At 59.2% G+C, this 19421-nt stretch carries 17 protein-coding genes; 12 read left to right on the forward strand and 5 right to left on the reverse strand.

Going from position 1 to position 19421, the window contains the following annotated elements; translation table 11 throughout:
• Positions 1–50: 50 nt before the first annotated feature.
• The 6 genes from ACT3TP_RS00635 to nrdR all read left to right on the forward strand — a co-directional run bounded on the left by ACT3TP_RS00635 (position 51) and on the right by nrdR (position 8062).
• Positions 51–788: a DivIVA domain-containing protein gene (locus tag ACT3TP_RS00635; RefSeq protein ID WP_096286479.1), complete on the forward strand. Its 738-nt coding sequence runs from the start codon at positions 51–53 to the stop codon at positions 786–788.
• A 108-nt stretch (positions 789–896) separates the two neighbouring features.
• Positions 897–1469: a signal peptidase II gene (lspA, locus tag ACT3TP_RS00640; protein ID WP_255248439.1), complete on the forward strand. Its 573-nt coding sequence runs from the start codon at positions 897–899 to the stop codon at positions 1467–1469.
• Positions 1466–2413, forward strand: a complete 948-nt coding sequence (locus ACT3TP_RS00645) for an RluA family pseudouridine synthase (RefSeq protein WP_096286475.1) — start codon at positions 1466–1468, stop codon at positions 2411–2413. The genes lspA and ACT3TP_RS00645 overlap by 4 nt, the downstream gene beginning before the upstream one ends.
• Before the next feature lie 83 nt (positions 2414–2496).
• Positions 2497–6060, forward strand: a complete 3564-nt coding sequence (gene dnaE, locus ACT3TP_RS00650) for a DNA polymerase III subunit alpha (RefSeq protein ID WP_096286473.1) — start codon at positions 2497–2499, stop codon at positions 6058–6060.
• Positions 6061–6135: 75 nt separating this feature from the next.
• The gene (hisD, locus tag ACT3TP_RS00655) at positions 6136–7488 is read left to right on the forward strand and encodes a histidinol dehydrogenase (RefSeq protein ID WP_444618793.1); all 1353 of its coding nucleotides are present in this window, start codon (positions 6136–6138) and stop codon (positions 7486–7488) included.
• Positions 7489–7573: 85 nt separating this feature from the next.
• On the forward strand, positions 7574–8062 hold the full coding sequence (nrdR, locus tag ACT3TP_RS00660; RefSeq protein WP_096286469.1) for a transcriptional regulator NrdR: 489 nt from the start codon (positions 7574–7576) through the stop codon (positions 8060–8062).
• A 107-nt stretch (positions 8063–8169) separates the two neighbouring features.
• Here the strand turns inward: nrdR and map are convergent, their stop codons facing one another.
• Entirely contained in the window at positions 8170–9045 is an 876-nt protein-coding gene (gene map, locus ACT3TP_RS00665; protein WP_096286467.1) for a type I methionyl aminopeptidase, read from the reverse strand.
• Between the two features lie 112 nt (positions 9046–9157).
• On the opposite strand from map, the gene ACT3TP_RS00670 reads away from it, so the two are divergent.
• Positions 9158–9352, forward strand: coding sequence for a hypothetical protein (locus ACT3TP_RS00670; protein ID WP_096286465.1), 195 nt, complete (start codon positions 9158–9160; stop codon positions 9350–9352).
• A gap of 70 nt (positions 9353–9422) precedes the next feature.
• On the opposite strand, the gene panB is transcribed toward ACT3TP_RS00670, so the two are convergent.
• Positions 9423–10259, reverse strand: a complete 837-nt coding sequence (gene panB, locus ACT3TP_RS00675) for a 3-methyl-2-oxobutanoate hydroxymethyltransferase (protein ID WP_096286463.1) — start codon at positions 10257–10259, stop codon at positions 9423–9425.
• Positions 10260–10392: 133 nt separating this feature from the next.
• Between panB and glnA (ACT3TP_RS00680) the strand changes: the two genes are divergently transcribed.
• The 4 genes from glnA (ACT3TP_RS00680) to ACT3TP_RS00695 all read left to right on the forward strand — a co-directional run bounded on the left by glnA (ACT3TP_RS00680) (position 10393) and on the right by ACT3TP_RS00695 (position 15927).
• Positions 10393–11733 carry a type I glutamate--ammonia ligase gene (glnA, locus tag ACT3TP_RS00680; RefSeq protein WP_096286461.1) on the forward strand — a complete coding sequence of 447 codons (1341 nt, stop codon included), beginning with the start codon at positions 10393–10395 and terminating at the stop codon, positions 11731–11733.
• Positions 11734–11784: 51 nt separating this feature from the next.
• Positions 11785–14811: a bifunctional [glutamine synthetase] adenylyltransferase/[glutamine synthetase]-adenylyl-L-tyrosine phosphorylase gene (locus ACT3TP_RS00685; RefSeq protein WP_444618795.1), complete on the forward strand. Its 3027-nt coding sequence runs from the start codon at positions 11785–11787 to the stop codon at positions 14809–14811.
• A complete protein-coding gene (locus ACT3TP_RS00690) occupies positions 14811–15374 on the forward strand; it encodes a DUF1990 family protein (protein WP_096286457.1) in 564 nt (187 codons plus the stop codon). Before ACT3TP_RS00685 ends, ACT3TP_RS00690 begins: the two co-directional genes overlap by 1 nt.
• Before the next feature lie 85 nt (positions 15375–15459).
• Entirely contained in the window at positions 15460–15927 is a 468-nt protein-coding gene (locus ACT3TP_RS00695; RefSeq protein WP_096286455.1) for a nucleoside deaminase, read from the forward strand.
• Here ACT3TP_RS00695 and ACT3TP_RS00700 read toward each other — a convergent pair.
• Together ACT3TP_RS00700 and glnA (ACT3TP_RS00705) are read right to left on the reverse strand one after the other, a co-directional pair.
• A complete protein-coding gene (locus ACT3TP_RS00700; protein ID WP_096286453.1) occupies positions 15924–16292 on the reverse strand; it encodes a hypothetical protein in 369 nt (122 codons plus the stop codon). The genes ACT3TP_RS00695 and ACT3TP_RS00700 overlap by 4 nt on opposite strands.
• A gap of 139 nt (positions 16293–16431) precedes the next feature.
• Positions 16432–17856: a type I glutamate--ammonia ligase gene (gene glnA, locus ACT3TP_RS00705; protein ID WP_096286451.1), complete on the reverse strand. Its 1425-nt coding sequence runs from the start codon at positions 17854–17856 to the stop codon at positions 16432–16434.
• Positions 17857–18096: 240 nt separating this feature from the next.
• Here glnA (ACT3TP_RS00705) and ACT3TP_RS00710 point away from each other — a divergent pair, with 240 nt between their 5' ends.
• Entirely contained in the window at positions 18097–18534 is a 438-nt protein-coding gene (locus ACT3TP_RS00710; RefSeq protein WP_444618797.1) for an RDD family protein, read from the forward strand.
• A gap of 69 nt (positions 18535–18603) precedes the next feature.
• On the opposite strand, the gene ACT3TP_RS00715 is transcribed toward ACT3TP_RS00710, so the two are convergent.
• Positions 18604–19347 carry a DUF4191 domain-containing protein gene (locus ACT3TP_RS00715; RefSeq protein ID WP_096286447.1) on the reverse strand — a complete coding sequence of 248 codons (744 nt, stop codon included), beginning with the start codon at positions 19345–19347 and terminating at the stop codon, positions 18604–18606.
• Positions 19348–19421: the final 74 nt, after the last annotated feature.

Genomic DNA, 19421 nt, shown 5'->3' on the forward strand with positions numbered 1-19421 from the left:
GCTAGACATCAACGGTCGAGCGGAAATGATCCCAGTATTGAGGTGACCCAATGGCTTTGACGCCAGAAGACGTAGTCAATAAGCGGTTTCAGCCGACCAAGTTCCGTGAAGGCTACGACCAAGACGAGGTAGATGACTTCCTCGACGAGATCGTTGTGGAGCTGCGTCGCCTGACCGGTGAGAACGAAGAGCTGCGCAGCCGCTTGGCAGCGCAAGGCGGGGACACCAGCGTCTCGGCCAAGGAACAGTCCGTTCCAGCTCCCGTGGCCGCCGCTCCAGCTGCGAAACCAGCTGAAGAAAAGAAGGCTGAAACCAAGCCGGAAGAGCCAAAGAAGGTCGAGACCCCAGCCGCTGCACCAGTAGCCGAGGCCAAGAAGGCCGAAGCTCCGGTTGCTGCAGCCAAGGTCGAGGACAAGAAGGACGCGGCTCCTGGAGCCAACGCCGTTCCTGCTGCCGCTCCTCGCACCGAATCCGCAGAATCTGCAGCCAACGTGCTTTCGATGGCACAGCGACTGCACGATGAATACGTTGCCTCCGGTGTTGAGCAGCGTGACAAGATCATCTCGGAAGCTAAGACCGAAGCGAACTCGCTGGTTACCTCTGCAGAAGAGAAGAGCCGCAAGACTCTCTCCGCACTGGAACAGCAGAAGTCCGTACTTGAGCGCAAGCTTGAGCAGCTGCGTGGCTTCGAGCGTGACTACCGTGCACGTCTGAAGACTTACATCGAAGGACAGCTCCGCGACCTTGAGTCGCAGGGATCCATCGATAACGCAACCAAGTCCAACTAGTCCCTTACGGGTTTGATGGCTTGAACTAAATATAAGTACAGTTGACGGTGGTGCTCGGGTTTGTCCGGCGCCACCGTTGATGTTTAAAGGGAATTAATGGGTAATAGTGTGAGTGCTTCACAACCGAGAAGTGCTGCTGCGGCCAAGCGCTTCACCGGCATAGGGCTGGTCATCGCCCTGATCGCATTGGTCCTGGACCAAGCGGTCAAAATTCTCGTGGAGAGAAATATGGAACTCGGCGAATCCTTCGTGGTCATCCCGAATTTCTTGGATATCCATTACATTCTCAATCCCGGGGCCGCCTTCTCCATGGGCGAAGACTTCACCATCGTCTTTGCCATCTTGCAAGCGGCGGTCGTGGTCTACGTGATCTATCTGCTGCTGCGCAAGGTGGCGGTACGCTCCTGGGCGATCATCCTGGGATGTCTGCTCGGTGGGGTCGCGGGAAACCTGGCCGACCGAATCTTCCGCGAGCCGGCCTTTGGCTTCGGGCATGTAGTTGACATGTTCTCCGTCCAAAACTTTGCCATCTTCAACGTCGCCGACTCGTTTATCGTCTGCTCGATGATCGTGGTTGCGCTGATGCTGATCCGCGGAAGGAATTTGGATGGCACCATCGGCGATGCGCCGACTAAGAAAATAAACGACGGGGACGACGAAGGCACGGAGCCCACAGCATGAGCGGTACCGACACCACCGAGAACCACGCACTAGTCGTCGCCCCAGAGGATGCCGGGCAACGTCTGGACGTCCACATCTCCAAGACCTTGGAAATCCCGCGCACCCTGGCCAAATCCCTGTGCAAGGATTCGATGGTTGAAGTCAACGGACGGATTGTCACCAAGCCGCTCAAACTCCAAGCGGGGGACAGGCTGCAAGTGACCATCCCACCCCAGGCCGATCCATTAGAAATCAGAGTAATTGCCGTGGAAGATCTGAAGATTATTGCCGACGAAGATGACTATGTGGTCATCGATAAGCCGGTAGGCGTCGCGGCGCATCCTTCGCCGGGTTGGGTCGGACCGACCGTGGTCGGTGCGCTGATGGCCGAGGGATATAACATCTCAACCTCAGGTGCGTCGGAACGCCAGGGCATCGTGCACCGGCTCGACGTCGGAACCAGCGGCCTGATGGTGGTGGCCAAGTCCGAACGCGCCTATACCGCGCTCAAGCGTGCCTTCAAGGAACGTACTCCGAAGAAGGTCTACCACGCGGTGGTCCAGGGATTGCCGGATCCTCTTGAAGGAACCATCGACGCGCCCATCGGCCGCCACCCGGGACACGACTGGAAGTTCGCGGTACTCGAAGGCGGGCGCGATTCGGTGACCCATTACGAAATGCTCGAAGCCTTCGGACGGGCAAGTTTGGTCGAAGTGCAATTGGAAACCGGTCGAACCCACCAGATCCGCGTGCACTTCTCAGCCTTCGGCCACCCCTGCGTCGGCGACCAAACCTATGGTGCGGACCCGAAGTTCAGTGCCGCCCTGGGGCTGACCCGCCAATGGCTACATGCCAAGCGTCTAGGATTCAACCATCCGGTCACCGATCAATGGGTCGAGTACGAAAGCGAATATCCGCACGATCTGTCGGGTGCATTGGAGCTACTGCGCGAAGGAACTTACTAGTTCCCTCGGTGCTTGCTATGAGAGCTCCCACAGCGGGTGGGGCAGTGGACGAAATTCGTTGCGTGAATCGCTAGACTGGTTCAGTGAGCGCGACACGTGACGGATTTGTCCATCTGCATACCCATACCGAATACTCCATGCTGGACGGAGCAGCCCGGCTAGGCGAGCTATTTGAAGAAGCCAACCGGCAAGGCATGGAAGCCATGGCCATCACCGACCATGGATACCTCTTTGGCGCCTTCGATTTCTGGAAACGGGCTACCGACGCTGGCGTCAAGCCAATCATCGGCGTAGAAGCCTACGTCACCCCGGGCACGGCCCGAAATGACAAGACCCGTGTGAAATGGCGTACCGATGAATCGCAAAAAGGCGACGACGTTTCCGGCGGTGGCCTGTACAACCACATGACCTTGCTGTCCTATAACAACAAGGGTATGGACAACCTGTTCAAGGGTTCCTCCAGAGCCTCATTGGATTCAGTGTTCGGCAAGTACCCGCGCTGGGACCGCGAACTGCTCAACGAGCATTCCGAGGGCCTGATCGCGACCACCGGTTGCCCCTCCGGGGAGGTGCAGACCAAGCTTCGTCTCGGGCAATACGATGCGGCCAAGGCTGCCGCGGCGGAGCTCCAGGATCTGTTCGGCAAGGAAAACTACTACTGCGAGATCATGGACCACGGTCTGGAGATTGAACGCAGGATCACCAAGGACCTGTTGCGCCTGGCCCGCGAGCTAAACATCCCCTTGGTGGCGACCAACGACCTGCACTACACCCATGAAGCTGATTCGAAAGCGCACGAGGCGCTCCTTGCCATCAACTCGGGTTCCACGCTCGATGAACCGACCTATGACCAGGGTGGCAGCCGCTTCGCATTCTCCGGTTCCGGCTACTATCTCAAGAGCGCGCGCGAAATGCGTGAGCTGTTCAAGGAACATCCAGAAGCCTGCGACAACACCCTTGAAATCGCAGATCGCGTTGATCTCACCTTTGACACCAACGCGAACTACATGCCGAAGTTCCCTTGTCCGCCGGGAGAAGATGAGACCAGCTGGCTGATCAAGGAAGTCGACAAGGGGATGCACTACAGGTATCCCAACGGCGTTCCGGACGCTTCGCGCCGACAGGCGGACTACGAGCTGGACGTCATCATCAAGATGGGCTTTCCTGGCTACTTCCTCGTCGTGGCGGACTTCATCAACTGGTCCAAGGACAACGGCATCCGTGTCGGTCCGGGCCGTGGCTCCGGTGCCGGTTCCATGGTTGCCTATGCCATGCGTATTACCGACCTCGACCCGCTGGTGCACGGGCTGATCTTCGAACGCTTCCTGAACCCGGAACGTGTGTCCATGCCCGACTTCGACGTCGACTTCGATGATCGTCGCCGCGCGGAGGTCATCAAATACGTGACCGAAAAGTATGGCGATGAACGTGTCTCCATGATCGTGACCTATGGTTCGATCAAGACCAAACAAGCGTTGAAAGACTCCTCACGCGTGCTTGGCTACCCATTCAGCATGGGTGAAACCTTGACTAAGGCACTGCCCCCGGCAGTGATGGCCAAGGACATTCCGCTCAATGACATTGAGAATCCGGATTCGAAGCGCTATTCCGAAGCCGGGGACTTCCGCAACCTGGTGGCGAATGACCCGGAAGCCGCGCGAGTCTTCGAGACCGCGAAGGGCCTGGAAGGGCTGAAGCGCCAGTGGGGGGTACACGCCGCCGGCGTCATCATGAGCTCGGATCCGATTATCGACGTGATCCCGATTATGCGCCGTTTTCAGGATGGCCAAGTCATCACGCAGTTCGACTACCCGACCTGCGAAGGTTTGGGATTGATCAAGATGGACTTCCTGGGGTTGCGCAACCTCACCATCATTTCCGACGCGCTGGAGAACATCCAGTACAACACCGGGAACGAGATCGACCTCGAGGTCTTGACCCTGGAAGATCCCGCGGCCTACCAGCTGCTGGCCCGCGGTGACACCCTCGGGGTGTTCCAGCTCGACGGTGGCCCGATGCGTTCGCTGCTGAAAATGATGCGTCCGGATAACTTCGAAGACATTTCGGCAGTTATCGCCCTGTACCGCCCAGGTCCAATGGGCGCGAACTCGCACACCAATTATGCGTTGCGCAAGACCGGGCTGCAGGACGTCACTCCGATCCACCCGGAACTCGAAGAACCGCTTGCGGATATTCTCGGCGGGACCTACGGCCTGATCGTGTATCAGGAGCAGGTTATGGCGATCGCGCAGAAACTGGCCGGCTACTCGCTGGGTCAAGCAGATATTCTGCGCCGCGCCATGGGCAAGAAGAAGAAATCCGAACTGGATAAGCAGTTTGCCGGCTTCAAAAAGGGCATGAACGACAGCGGCTATTCCGACGCCGCGGTGAAAACCCTGTGGGATATTCTGCTGCCCTTCTCCGACTATGCCTTTAATAAGGCCCACTCGGCGGCCTACGGTGTGGTCTCTTACTGGACCGCCTACCTCAAGGCTCATTACCCGGCCGAATACATGGCCGCCTTGCTTACCAGCGTCGGTGACGACAAGGACAAGCTCGCGCTGTACCTGAACGAATGCCGCCACATCGGTATTACCGTACTGCCACCGGATGTCAACGAATCGGCCTTGAACTTTACCCCTGTGGGCAAGGACATCCGCTTCGGCATGGGCGCCATCCGAAACGTCGGCGCCAACGCCGTGGCAGGCATGGTCGAAGCGCGCACCGAAAAGGGAGCCTACCGGGACTTCAGCGACTTCCTGAGCAAGGTGCCTGCGGTAGTGTGCAACAAGCGCACTATCGAATCCTTGATCAAGGCCGGAGCCTTCGACTCGATGAAGCACCCGCGTCGTGCGCTGGTGGCAATCCACGAAGAAGCCGTGGACTCGGTCATCCAGCTCAAGCGCAATGAGGCCGCGAACCAATTTGACCTGTTCAGCGCGCTGGATACCTCCGATGTTTCGGACGCGATGACGGTGGCCGTCCCCGACCTTCCCGACTGGGAGAAGAAGGAAAAGCTCGCTTACGAACGCGATATGCTCGGCCTCTACGTCTCGGACCACCCCTTGCAGGGTCTGGGCTCTGCCCTGGACCAGTATGCGGATATGCCGGTCACCAGCGTGCTTTCCGACGAAGGGCCCTCCGATGGGCACGTCATTTCAATTGCAGGCATGATCAGTGGCCTGCAGCGGCGCATTGCCAAGAAATCCGGTAATCCCTACGCGCGGTGTGAGATCGAAGACCTCTCGGGCTCCATGGAAGTCATGTTCTTCGGGCAGGCCTATCAGCCGATCGCCGAGATTCTGGCCGATGACCTGATCGTGGTCATCAAGGGCCGCGTGCAGCGCCGCGATGATGGTTCGATTACCCTCAACGCCCAAGAAATGATGATTCCGGAACTCTCGGATGCCTCTGGCACAGGACCGGTGGTCATCGGCATTCCGACGCATAAGGCCACCGAGTCGCTGATTCAAAAGCTCGGTGACGTGCTGCGTACCCACAACGGCAATACCGAGGTGCGGGTGAAACTCACCGGTAGCCGTGGAACCTCGTTGATGCGGCTGGGGATGAACTTCAGGGTCAATCCGAACCCCGCATTGTTCGGAGACCTCAAGGTATTGCTCGGCCCAGCCTGCTTGGACGTCTAGCAAGTTCCCGGGGCTTATGACCGGGTTGGGTAACCAAAGGAAACCTAACCCGGCCAGAGGCGTTAAACTAGGATCGTGACTTCAAACCCAGATACAGTCTTTTCCGAACTCGCGACCATCGACTGGCGTGGAGCAAAACTCAACCGTGCTCAGCTCAAGGCCAAACTGCCGCGACCTGAAGTGAACTCGCAGACCGCCGCCGAGGTGGTCCAGCAGATCATCGAGGATGTGCGCGAGCATGGCATGGAAACGTTGAAGGACCTCGCGAAGCGATTCGACAAGGTTGATCTGGAGCATACCCGGGTACCGCAGAGCGAACTCGATCGCGCCCTGGACGAGCTAGATCCGCAGGTCCGGCTGGCTCTGGAAGAATCGATCAGCCGCGCGCGAGTCTTCGCCGCAGCGCAGCTGCCGCAGGAAGCAAGTGTGGCTTATGGCCACGGCGGCACTGTGACCCAGCGCTGGGTGCCGGTGCGCCGCGTCGGGCTTTATGTTCCCGGAGGATTGGCCGTCTACCCGTCCTCGGTCATCATGAACACCGTTCCCGCGCAGGCCGCTGGCGTCACTTCGCTGGCGTTGGCCAGCCCTCCGCAGCAGTACTTCGGAGGACTGCCGCACCCGACCATCCTCGCCGCGGCGAAGCTGCTGGGCATTACCGAGGTGCACGCCATGGGTGGTGCGCAAGCCGTCGCGGCCTTCGCCTACGGCGTCGAAGTCCCCGGGGACCAGCGTGGAGACATCGAACCGGTAGATGTCATCTCAGGTCCGGGCAATGTTTTCGTCGCGACCGCTAAGCGCCTGGTCAAGGGAGTAGTGGGAATCGATGCGGAAGCCGGTCCCACCGAAATCGCGATCCTCGCCGATCACCGGGCCAACGCGGCCTTCGTCGCCGCGGACATGATTTCGCAGGCCGAACACGATGCGAATGCGGCGGCCGTACTGGTCACGGATTCCCCGGAGCTAGCTGTCGCTGTGCGCGCCGAACTTGCCACACAGGTGGCCGCAACAAAACACACAGAACGCGTGCAGCAGGCTTTGTCAGGTACGCAATCGGCGATCATCCTGGTCGATGACCTGGAGCAGGGGATCGAAGTATGCAATGCGTATGCGGCCGAACACCTCGAGGTACTGACCCAAAACGCTGCCGAGGTCGCCGCGCGGATCAATGCCGCCGGGGCGATCTTCGTGGGCGAATACGCCCCGGTGTCGCTGGGAGATTACTGCGCGGGTTCAAACCACGTGCTTCCTACCAGCGGTACCGCCCTGCACGCCTCGGGCCTGAATGTGAACACCTTCTTGAAGGCCATACAGGTGATCGACTATGACAAGCAAGCGCTCGCTGAGGTAGCCGCTCACGTGATCAATCTGGCCAATGCAGAGGACCTTCCAGCGCACGGCGATGCAGTCGCGGTCCGTCAGGCGCTTTAGAAGCTAAACTATTAGGTGACGTGTGTGGATTTCTGTACGCCGTAGGCCTCGGTAGACACCACGGTCGCAAAAAGTTGGAGGTGCCATGAATTGCCCTTATTGTCGCAACGCAGATTCGCGTGTGGTCGATAGCCGAGTCGCCGATGACGGCGTGTCCATTCGACGCCGTCGTCAATGCACCGAGTGTTCGCGCCGTTTCACCACCACGGAAACCGCTTCGCTGAGCGTTTTGAAGCAGTCCGGCGCAGTGGAGCCGTTCTCGCGCCACAAGGTCATCAACGGTGTGCGCAAGGCCTGCCAAGGCCGCCCCGTGACCGATCACGATCTGGCCATCCTGGCTCAAGAGGTTGAGGAAGCGGTCCGGACTTCCGGGGCCGCAGAAATCCCGGCCCATCAAGTTGGGCTGGCGATTCTCGAGCCGCTGTCGCGCCTGGACGAAGTCGCCTATTTGCGTTTCGCTAGCGTTTATCACAATTTCCAGTCGCTCACGGATTTCGAAACCGCGATCGCGAAGCTGCGCGACCGCCGGGCCAAGACCCCGCAGGGAAACCAGCGTCCGCTAACCGCAGACTAAGGGCCAGCGCTTCCCAGCCGTAGGCAGATAGTTTCAAGGCCGGGCTCCGAACCATGACGGTTCGGGGCCCGGCCTTGTTGCTTGCCGGAAATCGAGGACTCGAGCAGCTACGGAAGGGTGAGAATCTCGGCGCCGTCGTTGGTGACCAGCAGGGTGTGCTCGAACTGCGCGGTGCGCTTCTTATCGCGCGTGGTCACCGTCCAGTCATCGGCCCACATATCCCACTCAATGGTGCCCAGGGTCAGCATCGGCTCGATGGTGAAGACCATGCCCGGCTCGATCAAGGTATCGTAGGCCGGTGCCGCATCGTAGTGCGGAATGATCAGCCCGGTGTGGAATGCCTCGCCGACCCCGTGGCCGGTGAAATCACGGACCACGCCATAGCCAAAGCGCTTGGCGTAGCTTTCGATGATGCGCCCGATGACGTTGATCTCACGCCCCGGCATCACGGCCTTGATCGCCCGCTTCAAGGACATTTCGGTGCGTTCCACCAAGAGCCGGGATTCTTCGTCAACGTCGCCCACGAGGAACGTTGCATTGTTATCCCCGTGCACCCCGCCGATGTACGCGGTGATATCGATGTTGATGATGTCGCCATCCTGCAACACGGTGCTGTCCGGGATGCCGTGGCAGATGACTTCATTGAGCGAGGAACAGAGCGATTTGGGGAATTCCCGATAGCCGAGAGTAGATGGGTAGGCGTTGTGATCCATCAAGAATTCGTGTCCCAGACGATCAAGCGCATCTGTGGTCACGCCCGGCTGGCAGGCCTTGCCAACTTCGGCCAACGCTTGGGCCGCGATACGTGAGGCAATGCGGATTCGCTCGATCACTTCAGGACTTTTAACTTCCGAGGCCGTGCTTTTCGCCGGTTCCTTCTTGCCCACATATTCGGGTCGTTCGATATGCGCCGGGACGAAGAGCTCCGGTGAGATCGTGCCAGGGGTCAGGGTTCCAAGTGGTGCAGTTGCAACAGTAGCCATATAAACATTCTAACTACGCAGCTAGCCCAACATCGCTTTTCTGAAGCCACCGATATGCGTGAGATTGAGCTAGCGTGGAGTCAGCAACAGCAATCGAACCTAGGAGCTGACCGTGAGCCAGAGCGCCACCCCCGGTGAAGGCAAATATTGGTACAACGTATCGACCGGCGGCATCGAGAAGGGACCGCAGTCCGACTGGACCCAGCTTCTCGGCCCCTACGATACCGAGGATGCGGCACGCAACGCGATGTCCAAGGTGCAGGCCCGCAACGAAGCCTGGGATGCCGAAGACGAAGAAGACGAATAACGAACTGGACCCGGGTGCAAGGGAAATTGATTCCTTGCACCCGGGTCCAGTGTGACGGCCGTGGAACTTGCTAGTCCTTGAACTCGTACTCGGCCGAGGGAAATGCGCCGCTCACGACGTCCCGGTGGTATTCGCCGACGGCGGCGGAAATCACCGAGCGAAGATCGGCGTACTGCTTCACGAATCGCGGGGTGCGGTGAGCCCCCAGCCCCAGGAGGTCCTGCCAGACAAGGACCTGTCCGGTGGTCCCGTTTCCTGCGCCGATGCCAATGGTTGGCACCCGCAGAGCCGCATCGACCTTGGCCGCCACAGGACTTGGCACCATTTCCATGAGGACCGCAAAAGCGCCGGCACGCTCTAGCGCCTGGGCATCCGAGATCATTTCCGCGGCGCCGTCTCCGCGTCCTTGAACACGGTAGCCGCCCAGGGCATGCTCGGATTGCGGGGTGAATCCGATATGTCCGATGACCGGAACTCCGGCAAGCACCATCGCTTGAACATGTTCGGCGAACTGATGGCCCCCTTCAACCTTCACGGCCTGGGCGCCGCCCTCCTTCATGAGCCGAACCGCGGTGGCTACCGCTTGCTGCGGGGACTGCTCGTAGGAACCAAATGGAAGATCGGCTACGACCAGAGCGCGCTTGGCACCATTGGCGACGGCCTTGGTGAAGACGATCATTTCGTCCACGGTAATAGGCAAGGTGGAGTCGTAGCCAACCACGGTGTTGGCCGCTGAGTCGCCTACGAGGAGCAGCTCGATGCCTGCTTGGTCGAAGATCTCGGCCATCATGACGTCATATGCGGTTAACATGGCGAATTTTTCGCCATGCTCTTTTGCCTGCTGTAAATGGTGAACCCGAATGCGGGAAGGGCCTTTGTCAGGGTCGGAAAGATATGGTTGGGGCATAGAAAAACCTTATCGCACTTGCACCCAGCGGTGCGTGGCAGAGATTGAGGCCCAAAACGTATAGTCTTGCTTCAGGTTGTTTAACTCCCGGCTGTGATCAGTGCGGGAATCAAAGATTTTGAGGCGGTGAATTATGGATCGTCAGCAGGAATTCGTGCTGCGCACCATTGAAGAACGTGACGTTCGGTTCGTGCGTATGTGGTTTACCGACGTCGTCGGTTCCTTGAAGTCTGTAGCGTTGGCCCCGGCCGAAGTTGAAGACGCCTTCGAAGAGGGCCTGGGTTTTGACGGCTCCTCGATCGACGGGCTGTCGCGCATCTCGGAATCAGATATGCTGCTGCAGCCAGATCCGGCGACCTTCCAGATTTTGCCGTGGCGTGGTGAAGTCGAACCCACCAGCCGCATGTTCTGCGACATCCTCACCCCCGAAGGCCAGCCTTCCAGCGCGGATCCCCGCCAGGTGCTCAAGCGCCAGCTGACCGAAGCGGCCGACATGGGATTCACCTGCTACACGCACCCGGAGATCGAGTTCTATCTGCTGGAGAACAGCAAGCTCGATGAGCAGGGCCGCCCGCAGCCGATAGACAATGGCGGCTACTTCGACCACGTGCCCGATGGCGTGGGCCAAGATTTCCGTCGCGCCTCGGTGACTACCTTGGAAGCCTTGGGAATTTCGGTCGAGTTCTCGCACCACGAGACCGGGCCAGGGCAGAACGAAATTGATCTGCGCTATGCAGATGCACTGCAGACCGCCGACAACATCATGACCTTCCGCACCGTCATCAAGGAAATGGCCATGCAGAAGGGCATCCACGCCACCTTCATGCCCAAGCCGTTTGCGGACCAGCCAGGCAGCGGAATGCACACGCACTTCTCGTTGTTCGAGGGCGACGCGAATGCATTTTTCGAGGCCGGCCGCGAGTACCAGCTCTCCGACGTAGCTCGTTCATTCATCGCCGGCATTTTGCACCATGCTCCCGAGATGACCGCGATCACCAACCAGTACGTGAATTCCTACAAGCGGCTCTGGGGCGGCGGTGAAGCTCCAAGCTACCGTTCGTGGGGCCACAACAACCGTTCCGCTTTGGTCCGCGTGCCGCTGTACAAACCAGGCAAGGGTCAGAGCGCCCGCGTGGAATACCGCGGCATCGATTCCGCCGCGAACCCCTACCTGGCCTACGCAACCCTGCTTGGCGCCGGGCTGAAGGGCATCCGTGAGGGATACGAACTGGAGGAGCCGACCGAGGACGACGTATGGGCACTGTCCACCGCAGAACGCCGCGCCTCGGGCCACGTCCCGCTGCCTGGCACGCTGCACGATGCGCTGAAGTCCATGGAAGAATCCGAGCTGATGGCAGAGGTGCTTGGCGAACAGGTTTTCAACTCCTTCTTGGCAAATAAACGAGCCGAATGGGAAGAATACCGTCAGGTCATCACGCCCTACGAGCTCAACAAGTATCTGGGAATCCTCTAAGGAGTACGCCACGTCCACGACGTGGCGGCAAGTGGGAGACACACGAAAAATATGGCAGAAGTATCCTCACGGGCACTGATCAACGCTGGATTCAGCGATACCGAACGCGCCAAGAAGTTCCTTGAAGCAGAAGAACTGGCGAACGTTGATCCGGTTCTCATCGTGAGGATGATGGCGCACGCGCCAGATCCCGACCAGGCACTTCTGCTGGCGCTCAGGCTTGTGGATCGTCACCCCGAAGCCGCTGAGATTTTTCGACAGCCAGATACCTGCTTGGCAATGGTTCGACTGCTCGGCAGCTCTTCGGCCCTGGGTGAGTTCTTGATCCGCTGCCCAGAGGCCTTGGCGGTAGTCAGCCAGGCGCCGAGCAAAACCTTTCGGCCTGTCGGGCTCGAATCCCTACGTAGTGCCATGCTTGACTCGGTTGGCGCTACGCGTACCGCCAACGAACACTGGATATCATCGTGCATTGGGGCCGAAGCGCGGCAGAAATTACGTGCGAGTTACCGTAAGGCGCTGCTGTCTTTGGCGTACCGAGACCTTGGCGCCGCGGATCCGCAGGAAATTCTTCCCCTAGTTGCCGCCGAACTCGCAGATATGGCTGGTGCGGTGCTCGAAGGCGCACTGGCAATCGCACGCGCCGAAGCCTCCGAGCAGTACACCTCGGAAGATGTAGATAGCGTCAAGCTTTCCATCATCGGCATGGGTAAATGCGGTGCTCGGGAATTGAACTACATTTCAGATGTAGACGTGATCTATGTGCACGGCAGCACCCCGAACCTGGATGAGGACCTCGCATCCGCCATCGCCACCGTACTGTGCGGCAATACGGCTCGTGCAATTATGGTCCCTGGTCCCGAACCGATGCTCTGGGAAGTGGACGCGAACTTGCGTCCGGAAGGCAAGGACGGGGCCCTGACCCGGACTTTGTCGTCACACGAAGCCTATTACAACCGGTGGGCGCACTCCTGGGAGTTCCAGGCGCTGCTCAAGGCGCGGGCCATTGCCGGGGACCCGGAACTTGGACGTTCTTATGAGCGCATGGTCTCCCCGATGATCTGGTCCAGCTCGGAGCGCGAAGGCTTCGTTGAATCCGTGCAGTCCATGCGTCGGCGGGTGAGCGACCACATCGACAAGGAAGAAGTTCCTTGGCAAATCAAGTTGGGGCCCGGCGGACTGCGCGACGTGGAATTCACCGTGCAGCTTCTGCAATTGGTCCACGGACGCGTGGATCCCGAGATCCAGGTGCCGACGACCACGCTGGCGATCCGGGCGATGAGCGAGATCGGATACATCAGCCGCGAAGATGCGAGAAACTTTGACGAGTCTTACCGTTACCTGCGTCTGCTAGAACACCGAATCCAACTTAGCCAGCTGCGCCGTACGCACCTGATGCCACGCGTTGAGGGCGCTCAGCGGGTGCTGGCTCGGGCGGTGCGCGGGGCCGGTGACCTGCAGGCCACGAACCCTGAAAAGCTTTTGCGCCGGTGGAATGAGACCAAACGCCTCGTCCGTTCGCTGCACGAACGCATCTTCTACCGCCCGCTGCTGGTCACCAGCTCGAATCTCTCGGCAGACCAGGTGCGCCTGACCCCGGAGTCCGCGCAGGCACGTCTGCGTGCCCTGGGCTATTTGGATCCGAAGGCGGCGATGCGCCATATCGAGGCGTTGACCGGGGGAGTCTCGCGCCGGTCCTCACTGCAGCGGCAGCTGCTGCCGGTGCTCCTGGATTGGTTCGCACGGGGAGTGGACCCGGACGCCGGTCTGCTGGGGTTCCGCAGGCTCAGCGAGGCCTTGGGGAAGTCTCCGTGGTTCCTGGGCATGCTGCGCGATACCAATGCGGCGGCCGAGCGTTTGAGCCACCTGCTGTCAAACACGCGGTTCTTGACCGATCTGCTGGCCAACGAGCCGGCGGCGGCCGCGTGGCTGGGCTCGAACAGCGCGTTGGCGCCGCAGACCTACCAGAGCCTGCAGCAGCAGAACGCCTCGATCATCCAGCGCACCAAACAGCCCGAGGCGGCGATCCGGCAAATCCGTTTGGTGCGCCGTCGCGAGTTCTTGCGCGTTGCGCTGGCGGACGGAGCGGGTCTGCTGAACGTCTCGCAAGTCGGTGAGGCGCTGTCGAATATCGACGGAAACATGATCGATGGAATTTTGAAGGTGCTGCTCGCGGCGGACCAGCAAAAGCATGGAGTGCATGCGATCATCACCGTCATCGCCATGGGCCGGCAAGGCGGGGAGGAGATCGGCTACGGTTCGGACGCCGACGTGCTCTTCGTGCAGCGTCCCGTTGACGGCACCAGCGCCCAAGAGTCCCAAGAACAGGCCTTGCGCGTGGTGACCGAGCTGACCTCCTGGAGCAACAAGCCGCTCAAGCCGGCCATTCCCGCAGAAGTGAAGCTCCAAGTCGATTCCGATCTTCGTCCCGAAGGGCGAGCAGGGATGCTGGTTCGTTCGCTTGACGCCTATGCCCAGTACTACGAGCGTTGGGTGGAAGTCTGGGAACGCCAAGCTCTGCAACGGGCCCGCCCATTTGCCGGCGACGCGCAACTTGCTGCGGACTTCATCCAGCTTATCGAGCCGGTACGCTACGGCAAGGGGCTCGACGAGGGCCAGATGAAGGACATTCGAAAGATCAAGGCTCGCGTCGAGTCCGAAAGACTGCCTCGCGGTGCCGATCCCAACCGGCATCTGAAACTTGGCAGGGGCTCGCTTTCCGATATTGAATGGCTAGTCCAGTTTTATCAACTGCGCTACGCATGGAAACATCCATCGCTGCGCACTCCGGCCACGCGCAAGGCATTGGATGCCATGGCCGGATTGGAGCTGATCAGCGAAGAAGAAGCCGAGCTCTTGGACTTCACCTGGTCCTTGGCTACACGGATTCGAAGCGCCGAGATTATTACCTCCGGGCGTTCTAGCGATGTGCTGCCACGCTCGGCCAGGGATATGGAGGCAGTGGCACGCTGGTGCGGCTACGAGGCCAATCAAGGTCCGGCATTGGAAGAGGACTACCTGCGTGCCACCAGGCATTCGCGTGCAATCTTTGAACAGCTCTTCTACGGTTTTGAAGATTAATGGTGGGCTCGGACCCACCTGCTCCCGCGTCGTTAACGACTCCCGAGAGCCAGATCTGGCAAGCCAGTGGTTTTGGCCATCTACGCTGGGAGAAAACGGTCCGGATCGGTGCGGGGGAGCGTCATTGGCGCTGGGCTTCGGAACAGGTGCTGCGCTGGGGGATCAAAACCCGCAGCGGATTCAGCGTGCTTCCTGCGCTGCCTGTTGCCGTTGGGCAGCGCCCGGTCATCAGGGTCGATTTGCCAGGGGCTAGGATCCTTGAACCCGTGGAAGTGATCTCCGTTGTTGAAACGACTCAGCGAGTCGGCTTCGCTTACCGGACCTTGGCGGGGCATCCGGTTAGCGGCGAAGAGTGCTTCGTCCTCGAACAACGTACCGGCGGAAACTTCCTCACGATCAGGTCATTGACCAGGCCTGCCGACGTGCAGCCTTGGCGCGGGCTGTTCCCCTTGCTCAGAGCCGCCCAACTGATTGCTCGCTACCGGTACTTCAAGGCGCTCCGAATGCCTGGCAGCTCGAGGGCGAGCGGCAGCAGTACGTCCGGCTCTACCAATAGCCGGTGAACCTCCCTAGACTGGCAATTGAGCCACCGTTGGATGCAACATTCGGGAATCGGTGCGGTTCAGGCAGGTAGAAAGCGGTGCAACTATGGACGAACGATTTTTCGACGAGGCGGTCGCTCTGTCGCGTCAGGGGATGCAAGCCAATCAGGGAGGGCCTTTCGGGGCTGTGATCGTACTCGACGGTGCGGTGATCGCGACGGGCAATAATATGGTGCTCGGGATGAACGATCCGACAGCCCATGCCGAGGTGATCGCGATCCGCAATGCCGGGGCGAAGCTTAAAAGCTTCGACCTGTCCGAGTGCGAGCTCTATACCAGTTGCGAGCCATGTCCCATGTGCCTCGGTGCGATTTACTGGTCGCGGTTTAAGCATGTGTATTACGCAAACACGCGCCAAGATGCCGCTCGCATCGGATTTGATGACGAACTCATTTACACGGAACTGGACAAACCGATGGGGCAACGACTGATCCCTTTCACCCATGTTCCTTCGACCGATGCTGCATCGGTCTTCGCCGAATGGGCCGACAAGGTTGACAAGACGCGCTACTAGTCCAGCGGGTAGGGAACCAGAGCGGCATCAATATCGGGCCATGCCAGGTGAATTCTTTCGGTTGGCGCCAGCGCCTTGGTCAGAAGCGCGTCGGCCACGACGATACCTGCTGGGGAAACTTCGAGAATAGACAGCGGACCGTGCCCGTCCGACGTGGCATTGCGGAGCATCCAATGGTTCATGAGCTCGCCGATGCCACGCTCGGTCAACAACGCTTCACCCTGGAAATAATCGCACGAATCGAGCACCGCATGGCCCAAAACAGATCTCGGGCAGACCCGATCGTAGGACGCAACAAGTGGTTCCAGGTATCCTACGGTTTCCCCATCGGCACGTTTGACGGGGAGCCAGTTCGATGTATCCATAGCCCAAGGCTAGACCGGATCCGCGATATCGGCTATCGATCTGTTAAGGCGGCGACACGACAAAAACCTGTCCCGTGGACCAAGATGGCCCACGGGACAGGTTTTGCATTCCTAGCGGTTCAGTTGATCCGTGTCGGAATTAGCAACCGTAGTAGAGCTCGAACTCGTATGGGTTCGGGCGCAGGCTCAGTGGCTTGATTTCGTTTTCACGCTTGTACTCGACCCAGGTGCGGATCAGGTCCTCGGTGAATACCCCACCTTCGAGCAGGAACTCGTAGTCGGCCTCCAATGCCTTCAGAGCCTCTTCCAGGCTTTCTGGCGCGCGCTGGATGTCCTTGGCTTCCTCGGCAGGAAGCTCATAGAGATCCTTGTCGATTGGGTCCGAAGGTTCAATGCGGTTCTTGATGCCGTCCAGGCCTGCCATCAGCTGAGCCGCGAAGGCGAGGTAAGGGTTCGAGGAAGCATCCGGTGCACGGAACTCGATGCGCTTAGCCTTAGGGTTCGAGCCGGTGATTGGAATACGGATACCTGCGGAGCGGTTGCCCTGCGAGTACACCATGTTGACCGGTGCTTCGTAGCCCTTGACCAGACGGCGGTAGGAGTTCACCGTTGGGTTGGTGAATGCCAACACGGCAGAAGCGTGCTTCAGCAGGCCGCCGATGTACCAACGAGCGGTATCGGACAGACCTGCGTAGCCCTTTTCGTCGTAGAACAGCGGATCGCCGTTGGCCCACAGCGACTGGTGCACGTGCATGCCCGAGCCGTTATCGCCGAAGACCGGCTTTGGCATGAAGGTGGCGGACTTGCCCCAAGCATCGGCAACGTTCTTCACGACGTACTTGAAGAGCATCAGCTCGTCGGCCGCGTGGACCATGGTGTTGAACTTGTAGTTGATCTCGGCTTGGCCGGCTGCGCCAACCTCGTGGTGGCTGCGTTCGACTTCGAGGCCAACGTTGTCCAGCTCGACGCAGATCGCATCGCGCAGGTCGGCCTGCTTGTCGGTTGGCGACACTGGGAAGTAGCCACCCTTGTAAGGGGTCTTGTAGCCCTGGTTGCCGCCCTCTTCCTTGCGGCCGGTGTTCCAAGGCGCCTCGTCCGAGTCGACCTTGTAGAAGGCACCCTGTGGGGTGGATTCGTAGCGGACGTCTTCGAAGATGAAGAATTCGGCCTCTGGTGCGAAGACTGCGGTGTCGGCGATGCCGGTCGATTCCAGGTAGGCTTCGGCGCGCTCGGCTACGCCACGCGGATCGCGGTGGTAAGGCTCACCGGTGCGTGGGTTGATGATCGAGAAGTTGAAGGCCAGGGTCTTTTCGATACGGAACGGATCGACGAAGCCGGTGGTGACGTCAGGGATCAGTTGCATGTCGGAATCAGAGATGCCAGCGAAACCGCGAATGGACGAACCATCGAAGAGCTGGCCGTTGACGAAGAAGTCTGCATCCACGGACTTCGCCGGAACGTTGAAGTGCTGCTGGACACCTGGTAGATCGGTGAAGCGGATGTCAACGAATTTGATGTCCTCTTCGGCAATATATGCCAAGACTTCTTCTGGGCTGGTAAACATGTGCAGGTGACTCCCTGTTGAGTTATTGGTTTGGTAAACGGAACGATCATACGAATTGATCTGATCAGTTCTCTTGCTTACCAAGTAATCCTACCTAGAAACCGTTTCTGAATGGTGTCTCGATTGTTTCGGCTACGTTACAAAGCGCGAGTACGGGCGCGTCGTACCGGGTCAGTAGTGGCTTTGTGATGCGTAACAAACTGATGAGATTCACACAGATCGCCCAGATACACTAGTTATGTGGAACGCAAAGACTTTAGCTCGTGGCTCGAAGGCCCCCCGCAATTAAACTCGCAAGAATGGCCGGGCCAGCGCTTGGGACGACCGGAAAAAGGGCCTGGGGCGATCGGCCGGTTGCCGCGTCGGCTCGGCGCGTTATGCGTGGACTGGGGACTATCCATGTTGCTGAGCTGGTGGCTGTTCAACTTGAACGACCTCGCCACGCTCGCATTGTTCTGTGCCGGCCAGATGATTGCCGTTGGCTTCACCGGCCACAGTATTGGGCATCGGACCTTTGGGCTGCAAGTTCAATCCATGGATGGCACGGCGATCAAGCCGCTCACCGGGGTCATTCGATCGGTGCTGTTGTGCTTGGTGATTCCGGTTCTGTTCTCGGACGCGGATCAGCGCGGCTTCCACGACCGGGCAGGAAAAAGCGTACTGGTGAATATCCGCTAGTCCGCGTTCAAGAATCCAGGCATAAAGAAAACCGCACTAGCGAGCTAGTGCGGTTTTCTTTATGCCTGTTTAGCGAGCTCGGCGGTTAGGGCGTGCTCGGTTTGGGTCGATGCCCTTGGGAATCGGCAGGCGGTTGGCGGTAAGCGTGGTTAGTCGCTTGTCTACCGCGCTGATCTCCAGCTTGGTGATTGCCTTCGGAAGCTTCTTCATCTTCTTGCTGACTTCTACCAGATCGGTCTGGTCCTCGTCCTGTCCGGCGTTGATCACGTGGATCGGAACATTCGGCAGAACGCGAGCAATACGCTTGCGTTCGGACGCCACCAGATCACGCACGCGGCTGCTTGGGCCTTCGGTGACCAGCACAACGCCGGGACGGCCAACCGCCAAGAACACCAGATCCTGGTGGCGGTTGAACGCGACTGGCTCATCCTTCAAGATCCAGCCGCGACGCAGTACGCTCATCGCCGCGCCAGCGGCACCCGGACGGCCTTCAAGCTGCGCGAACGCGGCCTTCTCGGCCCGACGGGACATGATGAACAGGGCGGCGAGCAAGCCAAGAGGGATCGCGATAATTAGCAACGTGATCCAGTTGTTGATCAAGATACCGATGATCAGTCCAACGGCAATGACGCCAAGGAAGGCCAAGACCATCCACCAAACGACCATCGGATCGTTACGGCGGGTCATCTGGAAGACCTGCACCATTTGCTTTAGGCGCCCGGGCTCTTTATTTTGTTTTTCAGCTTTTGGTTTACGCGAAAACAGACCACGCTTCTGTTGCGCGGCCGCATCGTTATCGGAGTTTTTGGCCATAGTGCTTCAATTCTACGCGATCTGACTGGCTTATTTTTCTTTCGAGGAATTCCGCGCGAATCCGAAGGCTTCGC

The organism is Glutamicibacter sp. AOP38-B1-38, from assembly GCF_052377485.1.
Classification (GTDB): Bacteria; Actinomycetota; Actinomycetes; order Actinomycetales; family Micrococcaceae; genus Glutamicibacter.

Coding starts and splice junctions, on each gene's coding strand:
- ACT3TP_RS00635 (WP_096286479.1), top strand. CDS start 51: ATGGCTTTGACGCCAGAAGACGTAGTCAATAAGCGGTTTCAGCCGACC.
- ACT3TP_RS00645 (WP_096286475.1), top strand. CDS start 1,466: ATGAGCGGTACCGACACCACCGAGAACCACGCACTAGTCGTCGCCCCA.
- nrdR (WP_096286469.1), top strand. CDS start 7,574: ATGAATTGCCCTTATTGTCGCAACGCAGATTCGCGTGTGGTCGATAGC.
- map (WP_096286467.1), bottom strand. CDS start 9,045: ATGGCTACTGTTGCAACTGCACCACTTGGAACCCTGACCCCTGGCACG.
- panB (WP_096286463.1), bottom strand. CDS start 10,259: ATGCCCCAACCATATCTTTCCGACCCTGACAAAGGCCCTTCCCGCATT.
- glnA (WP_096286461.1), top strand. CDS start 10,393: ATGGATCGTCAGCAGGAATTCGTGCTGCGCACCATTGAAGAACGTGAC.
- ACT3TP_RS00685 (WP_444618795.1), top strand. CDS start 11,785: ATGGCAGAAGTATCCTCACGGGCACTGATCAACGCTGGATTCAGCGAT.
- ACT3TP_RS00690 (WP_096286457.1), top strand. CDS start 14,811: ATGGTGGGCTCGGACCCACCTGCTCCCGCGTCGTTAACGACTCCCGAG.
- ACT3TP_RS00695 (WP_096286455.1), top strand. CDS start 15,460: ATGGACGAACGATTTTTCGACGAGGCGGTCGCTCTGTCGCGTCAGGGG.
- ACT3TP_RS00700 (WP_096286453.1), bottom strand. CDS start 16,292: ATGGATACATCGAACTGGCTCCCCGTCAAACGTGCCGATGGGGAAACC.
- glnA (WP_096286451.1), bottom strand. CDS start 17,856: ATGTTTACCAGCCCAGAAGAAGTCTTGGCATATATTGCCGAAGAGGAC.
- ACT3TP_RS00715 (WP_096286447.1), bottom strand. CDS start 19,347: ATGGCCAAAAACTCCGATAACGATGCGGCCGCGCAACAGAAGCGTGGT.